The organism is Paenibacillus sp. FSL R10-2748, from assembly GCF_038005565.1.
Taxonomy (GTDB): Bacteria; Bacillota; Bacilli; order Paenibacillales; family Paenibacillaceae; genus Paenibacillus; species Paenibacillus polymyxa_B.
Genome location: NZ_JBBOTK010000001.1, coordinates 1,339,415 through 1,361,993, shown reverse-complemented (window position 1 = coordinate 1,361,993; position 22,579 = coordinate 1,339,415). Strand labels below are relative to the sequence as shown.

Here is a 22,579-nt window from a genome sequence, read left to right as displayed (position 1 = left end):
GGAGGTGAAGACGATGGAGAGCCGAAATTGGATCGGCGGTGAGTGGCAGAACCCTTCAGGCGAGGAAATGGTGGTTCACAATCCTTCGGCCTTGAAGGAGGAGGTCGGAGTCGTCCATTTTTCAGAAACGGGCGATATTACACAGGCCGGGGATGCGGCACGGCTGGCTCAGGCGGGTTGGGCCGCGTTAAGTCCCGCAGCACGGGGAGTTTATCTGTTCAAAGCAGCCGGGTTACTAGAGGCAGCATTACCTGAATTGGCTGAGCTGGCCAGCCGTGAGATGGGCAAGCCGATTACCGAGATGCGCGGAGAGGTCATGCGAGGTGTCCATCTGCTCCGATACTACGCGGCAGAGGGCGTACGATCCATCGGTACAGTCATTCCTTCGAATGAGCCGGGGGTGCTCCAATACACGAAGCGCATTCCGCTGGGTGTAACGGCAGTCATTACGCCGTGGAATTTTCCGGTAGCTATTCCGCTATGGAAAATCGCCCCTGCACTCTTGTGCGGAAACACGGTCATCTGGAAGCCTGCCGAACATGCTTCATTAACTGCAGTGCGGGTCGCCGAGCTATTCGAGGCGGTGCAGCTTCCGCCCGGCGTACTGAACTTAGTCATTGGGCAAGGTAACCGTATTGGCGATGCCTTACTGGAGCATCCGGTACTGGATGCGGTCAGCTTCACGGGTTCTACTGCTACAGGTTTGGGCATTGCCGAGCGATGCGCGCGCCGTAACATGAAGTACCAGACCGAGATGGGCGGTAAAAATGCCGCCATTGTGCTGAAGGACGCGGATGTAGCACAGGCGGTGGCGATGATTGTTAGCGGAGCTTTCCGTTCAGCCGGGCAAAAATGCACGGCCACCAGCCGGGTGATTGTGGAACAGTCTGTCTATGAGACATTCACGGAAGCCTTACGCCAAGCGGTGGAAAAAATACAGATCGCTCCGGCGCTTGACCCCAGTGCGTATCTTGGACCTGTGGCATCGGCAGGTCAGTATGAGAAGGTCATGTCCTATGTATCACTCGCCCGCCGGGAAGCCGATATTTTAGCCGAAGGTGGAGCCGCCGCCGGGACGGATAACGGATATTATGTGCGTCCGATGGTGGCGACTGGACTTGATTCGTCCCATCCATTGATCCAGGAGGAGATTTTTGGACCTGTGATGGGGGTAATGCAGGCGGACGACTTCGAGGATGCGATTCGACTGTGCAATGATTCTATTTATGGATTAAGCGCCTCTCTATTTACCAGCGATTTGCGGCGGGCTCACCGGTTTCTGGATGAGGCGAACGCCGGTATGGTCCGGGTTAATCAGGAGACGGCTGGTGTCGAATACCAGGCTCCGTTCGGCGGTCTGAAGCAATCCAGTTCACATACCCGGGAACAGGGCCAGGCGGCGCTGGATTTTTATTCAGCGATTAAAACCTGCGCGATCAGCTATGAGTAAGCGGGCGACGGGACGAAGTGAGACGGTTGAGAGCGCATCAGGTCATTTGCTCGTATGTCGCTGTGAAGAAGTGAGTATCGCACAGATGGAGCAGGCCTGCCGCATGGGCGTGGACACCGTGCGCCAGCTTAAAATGGCTACGCGGGTGACGATGGGGGCATGTCAGGGCAGGGTATGCCGACAATTGGTGGAGTCATGGTTTTACAATCAGGTTCCTGCCGCCCGCCGGGAGGCGGAGCTGTTATCCCAAAGGCCTCCCGTGCGTCCCGTAACGTTCGGGCAGCTGGCAGAGGGAGGTTCCTTATGAGCCGCATGCGTATTGTAAATCACCCTATTTTGGGACCAAAGCCGGAACGGCGGCAGGTATCTTTTATTTTTGACGGTCGTCCTATGCAGGGATTGGCCGGAGAGCCATTGGCAGCAACGCTGCTGGCCAGCGGTGTCCGTTTGCTGAGAAGGCATGAGGAATCCGGTACGGCTAGAGGTGTATACTGCGCCATTGGGCATTGTAACGAATGCCGCCTGACGGTTCATCCGTTCGGTACCGTCCGTTCCTGCCTGACCAAGCTGGAGGAAGGTATGGTGGTGGAAACCGGACGGCAACTTTCGAATGAAATCACAGGGAGAATTGTGACATGAATGAAATGGCGCATCTCATCGTCATTGGGGCGGGTCCCGCCGGATTGTCCGCAGCGGTATCGGCTGCTGAGCAAGGATTGCCAGTCACGGTACTGGATGAGTTTACAGAGCCGGGTGGACGCATGCCCGGGCAATATCATGAGGAAGGCAGTCAAGGCTGGTGGGTTGGAAAACACGTTTCGGATGAGCTGATTACCCGTTGCAGGGAACTTGGGGTGGACATTCGCTGCGGCGTTTCCGTACATGGTATGGAATATACAACGACGTGGGAAATTTCCACTTCCTGTGGATTGTTCACTGCGGATTACGTATTGCTGGCGACTGGAGCTGCTGAAATTCCCGTTCCGCTGGATGGCTGGACGCTGCCGGGCGTGATGTCCATCGGGGCCGCGCAGGTGATGACCAACGTTCATTACGTTAAGCCAGGAGAGCGAGGCATCATAGTGGGCATGAACGTATTGTCGATGGCGATTGCCCGCGAGTTGTCCGTCGCCGGAGTGAAGGTGGCGGCGATTACACTGCCGTGCGCTAATCCGCTGGCTGGTACGGCGGCAGATCCGACAGCCTCCGCGAAGCTGCTGCTTCAGCTGTCGGGGCTGGCCCCTGCCGCCTGGATGCGTGCAGGCGGCAGGCTCGCAGCTGCGATGCGGATGGAGAAACTCATCGCGTGCTGCTATCCCCATAGAGGCTTCCGTCTGTGGGATATCCCGATCCGGTTGCGGACAGCAGTGCTGTCCGTCAACGGGCAGGACCGGGTCGAATCTGTGACCCTGATCCACGTTAAACCGGACGGCTCGCCTATTCCCGGCAGCGAGCGCGTCGAACCCGCCGACTTCGTGGCGCTGAGCGGCGGCTTGTACCCGCTCGCTGAGCTGGCGGCGGTAGCCGGGTGCAAGTTCGTGTACAGCCCTGAGCTAGGCGGGCATGTTCCACTGCATGGTGAGCGAATGGAAACCTCGCTCAAAGGGCTGTACGTTGCCGGCAATATTACCGGCATCGAAAGCGGGCTGGTCGCGATGGCCCAAGGTCGATTAGCCGCCGCTTCCATGCTCCATGCCGCTGGACTCGGCGGAGCAGGCGGGGAACAGCGGGTACAGGAGGCGATCCGTGAGGTCCATTTTGCACGCAAGCATGCGCTGATTCAGTTTCATCCCGGCATTACAGAGGCGAGAACGCAGCTGTACCAGCAGTGGGGGCAAACCTCTGGCAGCGGCGCGTAACGGCTCATTGTGTTTGATATGCGTTTTTTTATCCCAAATTCGCCTTAAAGGAGGAACGGAAAGTGACTCTTAAAGCAAAAGCCCATATGAAAGCAAGGCCGTTCGCACTGAATGAGGTGGTATTGGCTGAAGGTCCCTTCAAACAGGCGATGGAGCTGAACCGATCTTATCTGTTGGAGCTTCAACCAGACCGCCTGCTGGCGCGTTTTCGGGAATATGCCGGACTTACGCCCAAAGCGCCTCAGTATGAAGGCTGGGAAGCGATGACTATTTCCGGTCATACACTGGGACATTACTTGTCCGCTTGCTCCATGATGTATGCTTCAACGGGCGATGAGCGTTTTAAAGAAATTGCACATTACATTACGGATGAACTAGCCGTTTGTCAGGCGGCGCATGGTGACGGATATGTATCCGGTATTCCAGGGGGGAAGGAACTTTTTGAAGAGGTGTCTGCTGGAAATATTCGCTCGAAGGGCTTTGACCTGAACGGTGCCTGGGCACCCTTGTATACACTGCACAAGTTATTCGCTGGCCTGCGGGATGCGCATCATTTGACAGGCTGTGATAAGGCATTAGATGTAGAGCGCAAGCTGGCGGACTGGCTCGAAGGAATTATGAAGCCGATGAGCGATGAGCAGCTCCAGCAGATGATGTTTTGCGAATATGGAGGCATGAATGAGGTATTGGCCGATTTGTATGCGGATACCGGGGAAGAGCGCTACTTGTGGCTGGCTGAATGCTTCTGGCACAAGCTGGTGCTGGACCCGCTTAGCTCGCAGGAAGACTGTTTGCAGGGCATTCACGCCAATACACAGATTCCGAAGCTGATCGGGCTTGCCAAGGAATATGAGCTGACCAATGATACGAAACGCCGGGCAACGGTGGAGTTTTTTTGGGAGCGGGTGGTGGATCATCATTCGTATGTCATTGGCGGGAATAGCTTTGGAGAATATTTTGGCGCGCCAGATGGCTTGAATGATCGCATCGGGCCTCATACGACGGAGACGTGCAATACCTATAACATGCTTAAGCTGACCAATCATCTGTTTCAATGGAATGCTTCCGCCAAGGAAGCGGACTTTTATGAGCGAGGTCTATTCAATCATATTTTGGCTTCGCAGGACCCGGTTCACGGGGGCGTAACGTATTTTCTGTCGCTGGCGATGGGCGGGCACAAGCATTTTGAAAGCAAATTTGACGATTTTACGTGCTGTGTCGGCACAGGAATGGAAAACCATGCGAGCTACGGCAGCGGCATTTATTTTCACGATCACGATAAGCTATATGTCAATCAGTTCATTGCCTCCACGCTGGAATGGAAGGACACAGGCGTTACGCTAAAACAAAATACTTCCTATCCAGATACAGATCATACGACGCTGGAGATTCAATGCGATCAACCTGCCTCATTTATGCTGCTCATCCGTTATCCATATTGGGCTGAAAAAGGAATTACCATTCGTGTAAATGGCAAGGAGCAATCGGTTGTATCGGAACCGGGCAGCTTTGTCTCCATCGCCAGAACGTGGATTGACGGTGACGTTGTAGAGGTGACGATTCCGATGTCGCTGAGACTGGAGCAGATGCCAGATAACCCGGATCGGGCGGCTATCATGTATGGACCGTTGGTGCTGGCAGGCGACCTTGGACCCTTAGAAGATCCTAAAGCCAAGGATTTCCTGTACACACCAGTATTCATCCCCCAAACGGAAAAGCTGGATGCCTGGATTCAGCCCGTGGAGGGCAAGACCAATACGTTTCGTACCTTGAATGCAGGGCATCCCCGGGATGTGGAATTATCTCCTCTGTATAAAATGCATGACCGTACGTATTCCGTATACTGGGACATTTTTACCAAGGAAGCGTGGCAGGAGGCGGAACAGGAATATACAGCGGCACGCGAAAAGCTGGCGATTCTGGAGCAGTGCACGATTGATTTTGCCCAACCCGGAGAAATGCAGCCGGAGCGAGATCATAACTTCCAGGGAGATGCTTCGACTCGCACCGGATATGTGAATAACCGACCTTACCGGAATGCGGGAATTGACGGCTGGTTTTCTTTTGATCTGAATACAGATCCGTCTGCTCCGATGCTGTTGGTCATTACCTACACAGCTACGCTGGAAATGCCTAACTGCGGTTTTGATATTTTGATTAACGGTCATCCGCTTGAGCATTTTAGTGAAGGCTTTGATGAGGCCGATAAGTTTTACAACGTTAATGCTGCTATTCCGGCTGCATATCTGGAGGGTAAGGATCAAGCGACAGTGACCTTCAAGGCCAAGCCGGGACAGCGTATCCGCAGATTGTTTGGGCTGAGGATGGTCAACAAGGACGTGTATGAGCAACGCTATCAAGCTGGAAGTTCAGGTATACATGAATGATCTTTGAAATGTTTCGTGAGAGAAAAGTAACGTTTGATTTTTAGTCCGGTATGATTTATGATGTAAGAAATATTGGATGATGCTGGAATAATCCATTTGGTGGTATGAGCTGATATATTCATAGTTTTGTTGCGCGTGAAGCACACGGGCTGTTTCTTCCTTCATAGGGAGAGGCAGCCCTTTTTTGTTGATATTTTGCGGAAATATAAACTTTTTTAAAGAGTCAGTTCTATGATTTAGGGGGAGGGATTGCTCAATAGAGTCTATTTGTTTGGAATGCTTTGTATTAGAAGTTTTTCTTATAGATTTTGTAATAGGGAAACCCTATAATATATAAGTTGTATCCAGTATTTTCCGAAAGTGGGGATGCGATAAGTTTATGAGATTAGAGATGATATACATAGTTTAAAGTTTAAGCTGACAAAGGGGATAGAGAGATGAGTATGAAAAAATGGATGTTGAGTTTGACCGCAGTCACGTTGCTATGGGGGGCGACAAGTACGATTCCAACGACGGAGGCAGCAAGCAGCACCAAACCGATTGAAGTCTTGTTAAACGCGAAAAAAATACAGTTTCCAGATGCTAAACCTTTTCAGGATAGTAACGATTATGTGATGGTTCCGATTCGTTTTGTATCCGAAGCGCTAGGGGCTAAGGTAGGCTGGGAGAAAACAGGCGGTCAATTGGCTGTGTCGATTAAGAACGACGCCCATGCTGTTAACATGACAGTGGGTCAAAACACCGCTACCGTGGATGGGCAGACCAAAACGTATGAAACGAAGATTATTTTGAAGCAAAACCGTACTTTTGTGCCGCTGCGGTTGGTAAGTGAAGGCCTGGGGCAAACGGTGGAGTGGGATAAAGTTAGCCGCTGGGTCTGGATTGGAAAGAAGGAAATTGCTGCGCTGGAGGATACGGGGCATCAGGCGGTGAGTATTGAGCCGTATAAGAAGGCGTTCGGTTCAATACCTGCTCTTTTAAATAATAGCACTGACCAGCCATACGATAAAATAATGGTCTTTAAGCAGTCTGATCTACCTATTAAGCTGATTCGGGATGTTTATTCCGTTGAGCCCTACACAAGTCCGAAGGGTGTACCTTACTTAAAGATGAGAGTTAAAACGAAATCTACAGCAGGTAGCATTTTTTTCATAACCAAAAACCAGAATGCACGTCTCCGTCCTCCATTGAGAGAAATGACACAAGATAACGGGGACGGCACAAAGATGGTATATTACCCGATTTATTCATCTGCTGATGAACTCTTTCATGGAATAAAAAACTATAAATCTCTGAAACTAAAAGATATTGAGTACATTGGATTCCGCTTGCAAGCAGATAGTTATATTCCATTGATGGTCAATCCGTGGAAAGGAAATTAACAACAGCATGAAGAAGACGCAACGCATTCTGGCCGTATTGCTGGTGGGGGTACTGCTCTTATTGCAGCTCCCACCATTTTCTTTTCCTACCGACAAGGCGGTAGCTGATAACGAAATTACACCGCTGTCTTACTATGCCGATAAGAACGACCGTTATTTTGTTGGCATGATGTACTTCGACATGTGGAAAAATACCGCAGGTACTTGGGTCACAGGTGGCAAGGAGCCTGACAAGGACATGCAAGGTGAAGCAGAATTCACTTACAAATTTAATTTCCCTGGTCGTAAGATCAAGAAGATTGACGCACAATTGTATGATCCAGTAGCAGAAGTTAACAAAGGTAATCCTAATTATAAAAATTATTTTACAAAATCCCGATCCGATCTTTATGACGATTACAAAGACTACATGAGTAAAGGCACACAGGATTCAGATATTCGGCCTTTTCAAAAAAAGGGGATTGGAACGGATACAGCTACCATTCCAATCACTGTGAATATAAGATTAAATGCAGCAGTTCAAGCAGAAAATATAAAAGAAGAGAGTTGCCCTACCTGTGCAAAGGAAGTAGAAGCCTGGCGCATCTACCAACCCATCCTGTTCAAGATCGAACTGCAGAGCAGTCTAATCGTCAAGCATTTTACAACTGATGGAAAATCACTTAACAACGTATTTACACCATTAGAAGATGAACTAAAAGCTGATCAACTGTATGATTTCACCCCGCCAACCAACCCGAAATATGAGTATGTGGGTTATAAGAAAAGCACGACCGGTAAACCGCCAAGCGGAGATATTTTGCCGGGAATTGTACCCGGATTTACTTATGACGGTTCTTTTGAGCAGTTTACCGCTTATTTGTATTACAAAGAAGCTCAGGGCTGTCCTAAGCCTGGAGAAAGTCAAGAGGGAGCACCCTCAGATTGCCAAGATAATGAACAGCCAACAAAAGGTGTTGTCTGCTCCCGCCCCGTTCCAGGTCTGCGCTTGGAAACTGCCGAACTGGACCCGACAGTATCTGCCGTTATCAAAGCGGACCAGCGTGGTCGGGAACGATTTGACGTATCCAAAGGTATTCCTACATCTGAAAGCCTATACGGTCATGTGCAAGCGAAGAGATACCTTTTTCAACATAAGTTTGTGAACATGACAGGCCAGTGTACATATACAGTGAACGTAAAACGGGAATATCGATTGACCTGGCGGCCTAAGAAAAAATCTCGGCGGAGTGAGACCGTGAAGCGAACCTATACTTACCAAATCGTCCGTCCATACTCATATTGGACGATAGATAATTTGGAGGTGTACGGAATTAAGGAGGCTACGCTCCGAAATTATGCGTTACCTAATGAAACAATCACTTTGCGTCCGCAATCCTATACACCCCCTTCCTATATTGCAGCGACTCAGGGCAATTTTTATCCGCCCCCTGCACCCGGGACAGTGGATGGCGGTAGCCGTAGCAAAAACGGTGGCAGCAGCAAGCCGAGTGTACCTGATGACCGTAGTGCACTGAAATCCAAGGCAGAGGGGGCTGTTAAGGAAATCGAAGTGGAAAACGACACTCTAACCTTTGAAAACAAGATCATTATGAATCCGGAGCGCGTTAAGGTGAATGGCCCTAGGCCAGGCGTTATACCCTCTTCCGGAGCGATTGGGCCGGATGTGCTGTACAGTCCGGATCATGTGATTGATAAGTATAAGATAAATAAGTCCAATACGCCCAGCAGCGGTGACATCACTTACGCTATTCTCAAAGGAAATATCAATGGAGGTGCGGATAAAACGTTTCCGATACAGGGAATTAATACGGTGACTGTCCACACTCCCGTAGTGAATCTGTCTAAAGTGTCGGACGATGCTGCTCATAACCAGAAAACCCAACCTACGAAAGGACGATCCGCGCTTATCTTGGAGCGCCCTTTCCGGGTAACGATCTCGACAGCAGGCCCACATTTGAACATTCCTGGCTATGGTGATCGGGAGTATGCCAAATATGTACGAACCAAGCAGGTGCGATTTCCGTTCGATGTCTACGACAAAGGGAAGACACAATTTTATCCGCGGGGTACCTGGATCGACATTCCGGTGCAGCAGCTCGACACAGACTTTTATTTGCCCGTATGGGTGGATGAAGGCAACTATACAGTTGAGTTCCGTACCATTGCCGAAAATGCACCGGACGGGTTCACCGAACAGCGCCATGCCAACACGGATATCGCCCATCATGTTGCCAATGATGTGGTGAATATTGAGGTCATCGGACGGATGTACGATTTTCATATCACGGATATTGCTGATTACCATTGGGAGCGGGTATTTCGACAGCGAAAAGGAAGCCCGACGCATAGTGGCCTGTCCTATTGGACGGGGCTTGGCAATATTGACGGGTTGCCTAGAGGGAACCCGGAGCCGTTCACCTTGCCCGTTCGTCCCGGCAGTCACCCATATGAAGGTTATGCAAATGTGGCGGTCAAGACAGGCTATCATTTCAAGTTTGACCTCAAAACCAAAGGCAATATGTTTAGCGCCAAGGACGGTATTCGCATCACGCCATCGTTCTATTGGGTGAGCAAAGATGGGCGACAGCGGGAAGAGGTGGATCTGTATACACATTCCGGCAGTCGAAAATTTATCCGTTTGGGATCGGCGGAGGACCGGGAAAAGCGATATGTTATTTTGAATGAACGGCTACGCAATGTGCCGATGGAGGAAATGCAGGACACGTCAGCCTACCAATACAAGCATGAGCTGAGTGAAGCACAGCAAAGCCAGTTGACACTGGAACGTTATGTTTCCCTGTATGCCCACCGTATTGCACGCAGCAAGACCTGGATTGGACGTTACGACTGGCTGGTACTGCCTGCGGCTGTGCGTACCTTGATTGGTCCGAAGACAGACCTGCCAGATGGGGTCAACGTGGATCGCGCTAATGCGTCGATTCAGCGCTGGTATGGTGAATATAGCCTGCCTGCTGATGTATACGCAGTCACCAAAGGCACGGATTTGCGCGAGGTCAGTCGCCGTCAGGAGCTAAACGAGCATACAGATATATTCAAGAAAACGGGCTTTATCGTCGTCAACTTTAATGTGGAGTCACTGCGTCAGGGGGACACCGAGCATCCGCATTTACAGTATATAAATGGTCCGCTATTGAACCAGTGGCAACTGGAGGGTTACCGCCGAGAGATAAAAGACCCGTACGGGCATACCTTTCATTTACAGGATGGGGATGTAGTATTTTATCATGCGGATCAGTCCAGTCGGGACGATTTCAGTTCATTTGTCCCTCACTAGCTTGCAGTAATCAAGACGAATCCTAATCCATAACTAGCGCGAAAAATACGAAAACGGACAATGGAACAATCCACTGTCCGTTTTTTTTATGCCTAAGTTTTTCATACGTTATAATAGACCGATATATCTGGGCTTTTTTTACGGAGAACAAAGGAACGGCTAAACAAAGGAATGATTGAATTGAAGGAGTGATCATGGTGGATGAAAAGGATTGTTTAATGTTGTGCTACATTGCAGAAGAACAGAGCATGAAACGTGCCGCCGAACGTCTATATATTACACAGCCTGCCTTGACCTACCGTCTGAACCAATTGGAAAAGGAGTTCGCTGTACCTCTCATTGTACGCGGGAACAGAGGAACGAAGCTGACCATGGAAGGGGAACGACTGGTGGAGTATGCCAAACGGAATTTGAGGGAACTGACCGAATTAAAAGAAGCTGTCATTCACCTGAGAGGGGAAGTAAAAGGTACGCTGCGCTTGGGGATTTCAAGCTATTACGGACATTATCGGCTACCGCCGATTCTTAAAAGCTTTAAAGATATTTATCCTGACGTGCAATTTTCAGTCACCTGCGGACTCAGTGCGGAAATCTATGAGATGCTGCGCGGGGATGAAATTCATCTGGGTGTTATCCGCAATGATTACCCTTGGTCTGAGGGAAAGCATCTTCTTCATGAGGAGCATATCTGCGTGATCTCCAAAGAAGCTGTAGAGCTTGAGCAATTGCCGGAGCTTCCAATGATTCGTTATAAGGACCCGGGGAAGCCGCAACTTTCCGGTCATATGTATTCCTCGTTCAACGAATCGGTACAGGCATGGTGGAGTGAGAGAATAGGCCGTGCACCACGAGTTTCTATGGAGGTGGATAGCTACGAAACCTGCAAGGAAATGGTTCGGCACGGACTGGGATATTCAATCGTACCCGAAATATTTATCTCTCCCAAGGATGAACTGTATGCATTTAATTTGATTCGTAAAAATGGAGATCCTGTCCTGCGTAGAACATGGATGTTGTATAAAAATAAATCCAGCCGTCCTATGGCAGTGGAAAGATTTGTAGAATGGATGCTCCAGTCTTGAGGCTGTAAATACATTGAATATACGTAATTAATGGTGAAAAATAGCGTATATCAAGGACAAATATGTCATATATAAAATAATTTTAAGGATAAAGCCAAAAAATATTAAATTTACTTCACTGGTCTTCGCTTATACAATGTTGAATATTGGTTGTATAATTATTCGTTATTGCGAATGAAAGGCGGTATTCCATTGATGGATTTAACAACGAACGGACATAATGGCAGAACGTCATCCCATGAAGAGATTTTGAAGGCTGTAGATGCAAAGGATCATGAGTTGCGGGAGCTTGCCCGAACAATACATACCCATCCTGAATTGAGCTTTCATGAATATCAGGCTCAGGGATGGCTCACGAGTACACTGGAGCAAGCTGGTTTTGCTGTGGAAAAGGGGATTGCAGGACTGGAAACCTCCTTCCGCGCCGAATGGGAAGGGAAGCCCGGCGGACCGACAATTGCTTTGCTGGCAGAGTATGACGCACTTCCGGTGATCGGACATGCCTGCGGTCACAATCTGATCTGTACCGCATCGGTCGGAGCAGCCATAGCCCTGAAAGAAGCGATACCGGACCTACCCGGACGTATTGTGGTATTGGGCACACCCGCCGAGGAGGAGGGTGGCGGCAAAATCATGATGTGCGAGCACGGTGTGTTTGACAGTGTGGACGCCGTGATGATGGTGCATCCACAGAACAAAACGATGGTTTTACGCGGGGGACTGGCCTGCGTCGACGCCACCTTCACGTTTCATGGCAAGCAGGCTCATGCCGCATCCTCTCCGGAGAAAGGCATTAGCGCGCTGGATGCTATGATCAATGCCTTTGTGGCGATTAATTCCGTTCGCCAGTTCGTTACCAGCGACGTACGTATCCACGGCATTATTACCAAAGGCGGGGATGCTCCCAATGTCGTGCCGGAGCTGTGCGAGGCTGTGTTTATTTTACGGGCGCAAACCGTCGTCGGTCTGGCTGAGGTGAGGGACAAGGTGTATCGTGCTGTTCGTGCGGCGGCAGAAGGTATGGGCGCGACGGTGGATATTGTCGAGGGGCTTATTTATGCGGAGCGCAATACCAACAAGAAGCTGGCGGCTTTGTTCCAGAGCAAGTTGGAGCAGCTGGGTTTGGAGGTTCACGAGCCGCCTGCGCAGGGAGGGATCGGCTCGTCGGATATCGGCAATGTCAGCCAGATTACTGCAGCGATTCATCCTTATATCCGATTGGGTGACGCGTCCACGCATACGCCAGAATTTGCCCGGCTTGCAGGAGCAGAGGAAGGCATGATTGAAATGAATTATGCCGCCAAAGCGCTGGCGCTGACCGCTTATGATCTGGTAACCGATCCGGTGGCTTTGAGAGAGGTACGGACTGAATTTGAACAATGGCAAGCGTTGAGAAACGGGGGAGCATCCGAATGAGTAGCAACACGACCATACCGAGCGGTCCGAAGAAATGGCTGAAAATGCCGCACACCTTTGTCATTCTTATTTTCCTGACCTTAGTGGCTGGAATATTGACTTATGTCGTTCCCGCTGGAGAGTTTGAACGGGTTAAAAATGAAACGACCGGCAAAACGCTGCTCGTTCCCGGTTCGTACGCTCATGTCGATCCGAATCCGGTTACGCTGTGGGACATCCCAAAATCCATCGTATCCGGTCTAGTCGATTCGGCTGATGTTGTCTTTTTCATTCTAATCATTGGCGGTGTCTTTCAGATTATTACTTCCTCGGGCACAATTGAGGCGGTGACCGGAAGAGTTGCGAGGTCTTTTTCCAACAAGGGGTTATGGGTCATTCCCGTGTTTATCACCTTGTTTTCCGTAGGTGGTTTTACCATGGGAATGTCCACTGAGGTGATGGTATTCGTGCCGATTGGTATTGCCATCGCCCGGGCGTTGAAATTTGATGCGTTGACGGGTACAGCCATGATTTCGCTGGGAGCCTCCTGCGGGTTTACCGCCGGGCTGCTGAACCCGTTTAATGTCGGATTGGCACAGGCGATTGCGCAAATTCCTATTTTTTCAGGGCTGTGGCTTCGTGCCATCCTGTTGGTCATCCTGATCGTTATTACGAGCTTATATATTATGCGTTATGCCAGTAAAGTGAAGAAAAGCCCGGAAAGCAGCCTCGTTTACGAATTGGAAAAGAGCGCTGAAGACAAGCCGGTGGATCTATCCAATCTGCCTTCCATACAGCTTAAGCATATCCTGATCATTTTGACCGTTATAGTAAGCTTCGCGATGTTAATCTGGGGAGTGTCCAAAAAAGATTGGTGGATGGAGGAACTGGCTGCCCTGTTTCTTTCGATGGGAGTCATTTCCGGCTTTTGTGCAGGCTATGGGCCAAGTCGCATTGCGACAGAGTTTGCCAAAGGGGCCAAAGATATCACTTATGGTGCCCTGATCATTGGTTTTGCACGTTCCATCGTCGTCGTGCTGGATCACGGCAATGTGATTGATTCGATCGTTAACAGCCTTGCTATCATGGTGGGACATCTGCCGGAATCCGTGCAAGTGCTGGGTATGTATGTGTTCCAAAATGTCATGAATGTATTTATTACCTCCGGTTCGGGGATGGCAGCGACGACGATGCCCATTATGGTGCCGCTGTCCGATCTGTTGGGTATTACACGGCAGACCACAGTCCTTGCATTCCAGTTGGGAGATGGATTTTCGAATATGATTTTGCCTACTTCCTCTGCCTTAATGGGGAGTTTGGCGGTGTCGGGTATTCCATATCAGAAATGGGTTCGCTTCTTTTGGCCGTTACTGGCCGCTTGGTTCGTACTGGGTGCAGTATTCGTGGTTGTAGCTCAAATTATTGGGTATCACTAAAATATAAAAGGAAAATTAGATATATATTGAGTCCTCAGTATGCCGTTAACAGGATTGGTGAGGGCTGTTTTATTTGGAATGAGTAAACAACACGGTTTTGTGTAGAGAAATCCTCGGATATTTAAACGCGTTTGGGGGAACGGCAAAACTATAATAATAGGGAATTTAATTTATGTAAGCGCAATCATTTCAGGTATTTGCTTGTCATCACAATACATTCGAGGAGGACGACCTGGATGGCTCAAGGGAAAGGCGCATGGCGAAAGGGAAGCTTGACCGCCGCGTTGGCAGCGATGCTGGCGATGACGGGGACGACTGGAGGAGTGGCTGCGGAAGACTTGTCCGAACCGACGCTGCAGGCGGAATCAGCAATCGCAGTTGAACAGAACCGTAGCGGCAGCATTCAGCTGGAAAAGCTGGATCGCGGACTGGTAGCTGCGGCAACGCAGGAGGGGGTATTTTTAAGCTGGCGGTTATTGGCTCAAGAAGTGAACGGTTACGGTTCAACGGGGCTGACAGGAGCGGACTTTAACGTATATCGTGACGGTAAGAAGATCGCGACAGTGACCGACAGTACCAACTATGTGGATAAGGAAGGGAATGGGAAATCGGTATACAGAGTAGCTTCAGTCGTTAATGGACGGGAAAAGGATCGTAGCGCCAAAGTGAAGCCATGGCAACAGGGTTACTATGAACTTCCTCTCCAAAAGCCTGCTGATGGCGTAACACCAGCAGGTGAATCCTATACTTATTCGGCCAACGATATGAGTGTGGGGGATGTGGATGGAGACGGACAATATGAATTTTTTGTAAAATGGGACCCGTCGAACTCCAAAGATGTATCTCAGAAGGGGTATACCGGAAATACGTATGTCGATGCGTATACGGCCGAAGGCAAGCTGTTGTATCGGATCGATCTGGGCGTGAATATTCGATCAGGTGCGCATTATACACAAATGATGGTGTACGATTTTGACGGCGATGGTAAAGCCGAGCTGATGTTCAAAACGGCTCCAGGGACCAAAACGATTTCTTTTGATAAGAAGGGCAAGCCGAAAAAAGAAAAGTATATTACTCTTCCACGTGAGGATCGCAAAGCAGGGATTACACATGAGGACGATTACCGTTTGAGTCGCTCGGATTATTATGAGCATGTGGTGAACATGTTTATGAACTGGACGAAGCATGAAGAAGTGGTCAAGGGACAATGGCCTGCTACGCTGGAGGAATGCTTTGGTATCGCTCCGAAGTACAATTATCCGTTATCCCGAAAGGATGCGGAAAGCCTGACAGACTACTTTATGGACGTATACGCGCCTTCACGGAGCGACAAAAACAAGCTTAGAGAGTTCGAGGGCTTCATCGTCGATGGACCGGAGTATTTGACGATTTTCAAAGGGAAAACGGGAGCTGAGCTGGATACCATCCGCTATGAGCCGGAGCGTCATGACGATGGCCTCATGTGGGGAGATTACGCCATGGCCCGCATTGAACCCGCCAACCGTGTAGACCGCTTTCTGGCAGGTGTGGCTTACTTGGACGGACGCAAGCCGTACGCTGTATTCGCACGCGGCTATTATACGCGTTCCACTTTGGCCACCTACACATGGGATGGTCGCCATCTCCAAAAACATTGGATGGTGGACAGTGGCTGGACACCGATGACCAATCCATTTAACGATAGTCCGCACGGGCGTGATGGAACGGACCCGAAATTTGGCACCTTGACCACACAGGGAGCGCATTCTTTGAGCGTGGTGGATGTGGACGGTGACGGCAAGGACGAAATCGTATACGGTTCCGCCACGATTGACCATGATGGCAGCCTGTTGTACAGCTCATTTGATGTCATGCCTCCTGAAAGCGCAACTCCAGGTCAAACCGCCAGATTGGGACATGGCGATGCGCTGCATGTGACCGATATTGACCCGGATCGCCCCGGCAAAGAAATCTTTATGGTACATGAAGGTGGCACCTACGCTCCATATGGCTATTCTTTGCGGGATGCCAAAACGGGTGAAATCATTTACGGCGCATATTCCGGCAAGGATACAGGTCGGGGAATGGTCGGTGACATAGATCCGGATCAGCGAGGTCTGGAGACGTGGGCCATAGGCCTGTGGACCGCAGCGGGTAAACAGCTGGATACGAAGATGCCAGGTACCAATATGAGTATCAAATGGGCAGCTGATATGACCACACAAATCGTAAACGGTGCAATTGATGTAACCCCAACCATTGAGGATTGGAAACGAGGTACATTGATGACCGCCACTGGAACCAAAACGAACAACTATACGAAAGGAACTCCATCGCTGGTAGCCGACATTTTCGGAGATTGGCGGGAGGAAATGCTCGTCCGCACAGCGGATAGCTCGGCAATCCGTATCTATCTGAGCACAGAGCCTACGACGCATAAATTGTACACGTTGATGCATGATCCGCAATATCGCACGGATGTGGCGCGTCAAAATACCGGGTATAACCAACCTTCCTATACGAGCTTTTACTTTGCGTCCGATATGGATTGGGCGAATGTACCGATTCCCAAGCTCTACACGCCAAAAGCCTTGATGGAGGAAGAGAGCAGTGATGAGGTGGATGAGGCAAAGACAGCGGAGGTAGATGAAAAAGAAGTCGATGAAACGAAAATCGATGGGGCGGAAATAGATGCGAAGGAAATAGAGGGAGAGCCAGTAGTTCCAGTAGTTCCAGCAGAGGATTTATAAACCAATAGCTGAAGACTAAGATCTATTTCGGCGTATAAATTAGTTAATGGATTTAGAAAAAGGCAAGCCTCTGGATGATTTAGGGGTTTGCCTCTTTGCTTTCTTAGAGCTTTCACAGTAGAGGTAGCTCTATCCAAGGTCTGTATTGATGGTTAGAAAAGCCTTAATAGTGAGGGAAACGCTGAAAGTAGCGGAGAGGACGGAACGATTGAGAAAAAGCGTCAGCGGTCGCCTTTGTATCCGGATTTTTACCACTAAGCCATTAAATAAAATCCGGATACAACAGCGATTGGAGCAACGTTCCGTTCGCGGAGCGTCGTCAGAACATCTTTTTACTTTTCTATTTGTAACACTGGAGTGGATTCTCTAAATATCGGCTCTGTTCTGATATGCGTGATCTGATAAGGTCTAGAAGGATTTTTGACCCGCGCCAATAGCATCTCAGCCGCCGTAATGCCCATTTCGTTGTTGTAGATATGCACGGTGGATAAATGAGGTTCCACAATCCGGGATTCAGGAGCGTTATCAAACCCAAACACAGCAATATCGTCAGGAATTTTCAAGTTTTTATTTTTGAGCGCTTTCATGACACTGACGGCAATAAAATCATTGGCGCACACGAACGCAGACGGTAGCACGTTCATGCCTTCCAATTGTTTATCCATCCAATCCGACTCGGAGAAAAAATTCCGGTCCTGATCGACGATACAGCAAGATAAATCCACATGTAGACCTGCTTCGATTAAAGCTCTGTTATATCCAACCCACCGCTCGTTGAAGCTTTTGCAATGCTTATAATCCCCAGCAAACCCGATCCGCGTAAATCCACGATGAATCAGGCTTTTGGTGACAGAATAAACGCTATGTTCATTTTCCATCAGCAATAAATCCGCTTTCAAATCAGGATAAGAAATGTCCACAGAACAATCAATAAAGATCGTGGGCAGTCCCAAATCCGTAATAAGCTCACTATATTGTGGATCAAACATTTCAATACAAATAATTCCATCCACCTTGGAAGCTTCAAAATTATTAGGAAGCGTTCCTGCATGGATTTCATTTTCCCGCACAATATGAATCGACAGATTATACCCTTCTGCGCTTATTCTTTTCTCCAAACCACTGATGAGTAAGGAGCCAAAATGTGAGCTGTTCGGCAGATTACATGTGACCAGGGCAATGTTACCTTGATTTTTCGGGATGATGCTCTCCGTTTCCACATAGGCAAATTGCTTATATTTAAGTTCTATCGCTTTTTTAATGACCTTGTTCCGAGTATCAACCGGGATGCTATCATTACCGTTAATCGCTTTGGACGCGGTATTTCGAGAGATTCCCAAAGCGTCAGCAATGTCTTGAATGGTGACTTTTTCTTTCTTCATAGACAGGTTCCACCTTCACTAATAATGGATTGCCTGAGAGGTACAGTTGCCTCTTACAGCTCTCCGTTTAGACCTTAAATGTATAATAGTTCGCATGAAATAGCAATGTTTGCATTACAAACGAACAAATAATATTTACATTTGTAAATCTTGTTTGGTAACTTATATTTATCTCCATCGGATCGACAAATAAATTTAAATCCAATCTTATATAAGCTGGACAAAAAAAGTGCGCATGGGAAACAGAGAGGACAGATCCATGCTGTATAAGTAAAGCGGTCATTGTTTATGGTTAACTTTTAAAGTTGGATTATATACTATATCGGTTATCATTTCTTCTTACAGAAGCATAATTTATTAATGCTATATTTAGTCAAATGTCAATTATTTTTTTACAAAAAACATTGACGAATGACATTTCGATTTGGTAAATTGAAGATGAAAAATGTAAGCCTTTTCAAATTTGTTGTACAGGCGATTTATTACAGATTGGGGGAATTGCGAGTATCAGAAAAACAGGAGATGCTCGTCGGTTATGCTTCCGATACGCAGGAAGTATATGTAGACCGGACACGGTCAGGCTGTTCGGATTTCCATGAAGACTTTGCGGGAAGACACGCAGCCTCACTGGAAACAGTAGAAAACCGATTGGACATTCATATCTATGTGGATCGTTCGCCGTTGAAATGAGACGTTCTCCATGAAGATCTAAACAGCGGATTTTCCAATTATTTTGTAGTGGATGCGCGGTGTTGATCCGTACTAGAAGGTAGGGGGATGAAGGTGGAGTTTACTAACACGCGAACGAACCTGACCAATTGGCAGATTAAGGGACAGGGGCACAAAGAAGATAACATCCAGGGACTTTTGCTGAGGTCGGAGCCGCAAGAAAATGTGATGGCTATGTCCGGAACAACGTCTCAGGATTTTACTTTTGAGGCGGATGTGATGGTCACAGACACACAGTCGGATGCTACGCTAGTATTCCGTTCCAGTGAGGACGGGTGGTCTTCCTATATGCTCCAAATCGTGCCGGCTGCCGGATTGTTGCGGTTGCGGGATGCTGCCGGGGATATTGGAAGACTGAAAGAGGAACGTCAGGTCAATTTAAAAAAAGGAGCTATTTATCATCTTAAGGTGAGCGTAGAGGGCTCCCATCTTAAAGTGTTCTGGGATGAGGGATATAAGCCGATTATAGATGTGGTCGATACGACTTATACATCAGGATATTTGGGGCTGAATGTCTGGAATGGATCGGCGTTATTTCAGAACATTCAAGTCAGTGATATGGATACGAATCTAAGCGGACCGCTTCTGATCCGTGGAAAATGGCAACCTGACCTGAAAGGGCAAAGGGCTGAGGGAACAAGTGCAGAAGATGCGTTGAAAATATATAGCTCCGCAGCTACAGACCTGGTGCTGGAAGGCGGTGTGACGCTGAATCCTTCTGAACCGGGAATGGAAGCAGGACTATTTTTCAGAGGGAGTCAGGATGGGAAAAATGGATATGTTGCTTCTGTGCAAGGCGAAGGCAATCAGGTTCGCGTACAACTGAAGAAGGCGGACGGAACGTTGATTACAAAGTCGGCGCAGACATATCCGGGTGGGTTCAGCAGCAAACACCACTTGGAAATCATCGCTCATGGAGAGCGGATTCAGGTATTTATAGATGGATATACTCCTGCGGCAATTGATATCATGGATAGCAGCAATACCAACGTCTTTGCAGGCTTGAAAGTGACCGAGGGAACTGCTTATTTTCAGGATATCTACCTTACCTCTGTCTCGAATTACTATACAGAAAAATATCGCCCGCAGTATCATTATTCTCCTGCCAGAGGCTCGGCGAGCGATCCGAACGGATTGGTTTATTTCGAGGGGGAGTATCACCTGTTCCATCAGGATGGTGGACAATGGGCGCATGCGGTCAGCCAGAATTTGCTGGATTGGAAAAGGCTTCCGTTTGCATTGAAGTGGAATGATCTTGGTCATATCTGGTCAGGCTCGGCTGTAGCCGATCTAACCAATACTTCCAGCTTGTTCGGTGACTACGGAGGAGCAGGGCTGATTGCCTATTACACTTCCTTCAATCCCGATCAGCTCAAGGGCAACCAGAGAATCGGCCTTGCTTACAGCACAGACCGGGGACGTACATGGCAATACCCGAAAGACCGTCCAATTGTAATAGAGAACCCGGGCCAAAGTGAAAACGATCCTGGCAATTGGGATTTCCGTGATCCTAAAGTAGTGTGGGATGAAGTCTATCAGCGCTGGATTATGGTAGTGTCGGGAGGCGATCATATCCGTTTTTTTACCTCCACCAACCTAATAGATTGGCGCTGGACGGATAACTTTGGTTATGGTGATTATATACGTGGTGGAGTATGGGAATGCCCGGATCTATTTCAGCTTCCAGTAGACGATGGTAATACTTCTAAATGGGTGCTGATGATTAGCACTGGAGCCAGCACAAACACTCAAGGCTCGGATGCGGAATATTTTATCGGTGAACTGACGTCTGATGGCAAATTTCAAAACGATCATTCACCGGGGAAGGTGTTGAAAACCGATTGGGGCAAGGAATTCTACGCCTCAATGTCCTTCTCCGATGTACCCGACGGGCGGCGTATCATGCTGGCATGGATGACGAATTGGGACTATCCGTTCAGCTTTCCGACTTCTCCCTGGAAGGGACAGTTTAGCATCCCGAGAGAGTTATCGCTAAAAACAACTCGTGAAGGCATCCGTTTGATACAGCATCCGATATCCGAGCTGACTTCGCTGCGTTCCCGTTTATTTGCGATAGAAAATCAAAGTGTCACGGAATCTTCTCCGAATATACTGGAAGGTTTGGATGCAGGTGCCTATGAGATTGAAGCGGTGTTCGAACTGCCTTCTGTTGGGGCTGCTTCAGCATTCGGGTTTTACGTGCGGGATGGCGGTGAGCAAAGAACGGCGGTCGGCTATACAACAGACATACAACAAATGTTTGTAAACCGTGCTGATTCAGGGCTTACAGATTTCTCTACTCTATTTTCAACGCTTCATAAAGCATTACTTGCACCTATCGGAAATCGAATCCAAATGCGTATATTTGTGGACGAATCCTCGGTTGAGGTGTTTGGGAATGATGGAGAGGTCGTATTTTCGGAGATTATTTTGCCCGATTCGGCGCGAAGAGGGATGGGCTTTTACACCCAGGGTGGTGAGGTGAAGGTTGTTTCCCTCCATGTTTATGCCTTGCGGAACAGCTGGAGGCTACCAGATGCTTCGTCTGCCAGTGTGATCATGGATCACACTTATGTGGAGCTTGCGAGGGAGCAGACGAAGCGTCTGTACGCGAGTGTGGGGGATGAGTCTGGAGAAAAAGAAATCTCGCTGATTTGGGTTTCTAACAATCCTGAGATTGTAAAGATCAATGCGTCCGAGGACGGGAGTGCGTTAATGGAGGCGGTTGCCCCGGGAGAAGCTGTTGTTACGGCTTCCGATTCGGAGGATAAGGTCCGCGGTAGTACCTTGGTTAAGGTGCACGGTGGGGTGTTTCATACCAACCTTACAGGTTGGAAGCCGGATGTTTCTGCATCGCGGTGGATCGTGACAACGGATGGGATACGAGGAAGCTATATCAGCGATGCGAATTATATGGCTGCTGAGCAGGCGGAAGATTTTACGTATGAGGCTGATATGAAGCTGCATGGAAATGGAAGTGCTGGATCCATGATTTTCCGCGCCAATGCTGACGGATCGAGTGGCTATTATCTGAATTTGGACCCCAATCTGAAATCGATTCGCCTATTTTTTAAAAAAGAGGGTCGATTTGAGGAGCGACAGGTGCTTGCCAAGGTGCCAAGATTCGTTTTGCCGGAAATGTTTCATCATATTAAAATCGTGGCGGAGGGCCTGCGCATTCGCATTGATGTAGACGGTGAGCAGGTCATCGACCTGGAAGATAGTACGTTCACCGAGGGACTTGTGGGTGTGAATGTATTTGGAGGGCAGGCGTTTTACCAACATGTAAGGATCAAGCCAATTTGAATTTCTTATTTCAAAAGGAGAGCCGTCTTAACGGACTCTCTTTTTTTACGTCTTGATGTTATTGAGAATATGAAATGTAACCGCGCACATGTGAAGGATGTGATATCTTACCTAACGTAAAATTTGACACATATGTGAAATGAG

The 22,579-nt window shown here is 48.7% G+C and carries 14 protein-coding genes; 13 read left to right on the top strand and 1 reads right to left on the bottom strand.

Translation table 11 applies throughout. The features are described from left to right. The first annotated feature begins 13 nt into the window (after positions 1 to 13). The 11 genes from NSS66_RS06195 (at position 14) to NSS66_RS06145 (ending at position 17,018) form a co-directional block, all read left to right on the top strand. Positions 14 to 1,450, top strand: a complete 1,437-nt coding sequence (locus tag NSS66_RS06195; protein WP_076264461.1) for an aldehyde dehydrogenase family protein — start codon at positions 14 to 16, stop codon at positions 1,448 to 1,450. Next, complete coding sequence (locus NSS66_RS06190; protein ID WP_068938458.1) at positions 1,443 to 1,757, top strand: (2Fe-2S)-binding protein; 315 nt, start codon at positions 1,443 to 1,445, stop codon at positions 1,755 to 1,757. The genes NSS66_RS06195 and NSS66_RS06190 overlap by 8 nt, the downstream gene beginning before the upstream one ends. Further along, on the top strand, positions 1,754 to 2,089 hold the full coding sequence (locus tag NSS66_RS06185; protein WP_028543232.1) for a (2Fe-2S)-binding protein: 336 nt from the start codon (positions 1,754 to 1,756) through the stop codon (positions 2,087 to 2,089). The genes NSS66_RS06190 and NSS66_RS06185 overlap by 4 nt, the downstream gene beginning before the upstream one ends. Continuing rightward, positions 2,086 to 3,309 (top strand): NAD(P)/FAD-dependent oxidoreductase, encoded by a 1,224-nt coding sequence (locus NSS66_RS06180; protein WP_340958577.1) that lies wholly within the window; start codon positions 2,086 to 2,088, stop codon positions 3,307 to 3,309. Before NSS66_RS06185 ends, NSS66_RS06180 begins: the two co-directional genes overlap by 4 nt. Before the next feature lie 86 nt (positions 3,310 to 3,395). Next, positions 3,396 to 5,696 carry a glycoside hydrolase family 127 protein gene (locus NSS66_RS06175; RefSeq protein WP_340958603.1) on the top strand — a complete coding sequence of 767 codons (2,301 nt, stop codon included), beginning with the start codon at positions 3,396 to 3,398 and terminating at the stop codon, positions 5,694 to 5,696. Positions 5,697 to 6,133: 437 nt separating this feature from the next. Beyond that, complete coding sequence (locus NSS66_RS06170; RefSeq protein ID WP_340958576.1) at positions 6,134 to 7,078, top strand: copper amine oxidase N-terminal domain-containing protein; 945 nt, start codon at positions 6,134 to 6,136, stop codon at positions 7,076 to 7,078. Between the two features lie 7 nt (positions 7,079 to 7,085). After that, positions 7,086 to 10,376, top strand: coding sequence for a DUF5704 domain-containing protein (locus NSS66_RS06165; RefSeq protein ID WP_340958575.1), 3,291 nt, complete (start codon positions 7,086 to 7,088; stop codon positions 10,374 to 10,376). Between the two features lie 194 nt (positions 10,377 to 10,570). Beyond that, positions 10,571 to 11,458 (top strand): LysR family transcriptional regulator, encoded by an 888-nt coding sequence (locus NSS66_RS06160; protein ID WP_048481493.1) that lies wholly within the window; start codon positions 10,571 to 10,573, stop codon positions 11,456 to 11,458. A gap of 195 nt (positions 11,459 to 11,653) precedes the next feature. Beyond that, the gene (locus tag NSS66_RS06155; protein ID WP_340958602.1) at positions 11,654 to 12,874 is read left to right on the top strand and encodes a M20 family metallopeptidase; all 1,221 of its coding nucleotides are present in this window, start codon (positions 11,654 to 11,656) and stop codon (positions 12,872 to 12,874) included. Next, on the top strand, positions 12,871 to 14,289 hold the full coding sequence (locus NSS66_RS06150) for a YfcC family protein (RefSeq protein WP_340958574.1): 1,419 nt from the start codon (positions 12,871 to 12,873) through the stop codon (positions 14,287 to 14,289). The genes NSS66_RS06155 and NSS66_RS06150 overlap by 4 nt, the downstream gene beginning before the upstream one ends. 236 nt (positions 14,290 to 14,525) lie before the next feature. Beyond that, positions 14,526 to 17,018, top strand: a complete 2,493-nt coding sequence (locus tag NSS66_RS06145; RefSeq protein ID WP_028543226.1) for a rhamnogalacturonan lyase — start codon at positions 14,526 to 14,528, stop codon at positions 17,016 to 17,018. A 332-nt stretch (positions 17,019 to 17,350) separates the two neighbouring features. Here the strand turns inward: NSS66_RS06145 and NSS66_RS06140 are convergent, their stop codons facing one another. Next, positions 17,351 to 18,400 (bottom strand): substrate-binding domain-containing protein, encoded by a 1,050-nt coding sequence (locus NSS66_RS06140; protein WP_023987266.1) that lies wholly within the window; start codon positions 18,398 to 18,400, stop codon positions 17,351 to 17,353. A gap of 438 nt (positions 18,401 to 18,838) precedes the next feature. On the opposite strand from NSS66_RS06140, the gene NSS66_RS06135 reads away from it, so the two are divergent. Beyond that, a complete protein-coding gene (locus tag NSS66_RS06135) occupies positions 18,839 to 19,090 on the top strand; it encodes a GH32 C-terminal domain-containing protein (protein ID WP_028543225.1) in 252 nt (83 codons plus the stop codon). A gap of 87 nt (positions 19,091 to 19,177) precedes the next feature. Continuing rightward, entirely contained in the window at positions 19,178 to 22,435 is a 3,258-nt protein-coding gene (locus NSS66_RS06130; protein ID WP_340958573.1) for a GH32 C-terminal domain-containing protein, read from the top strand. Positions 22,436 to 22,579 lie beyond the last annotated feature (144 nt).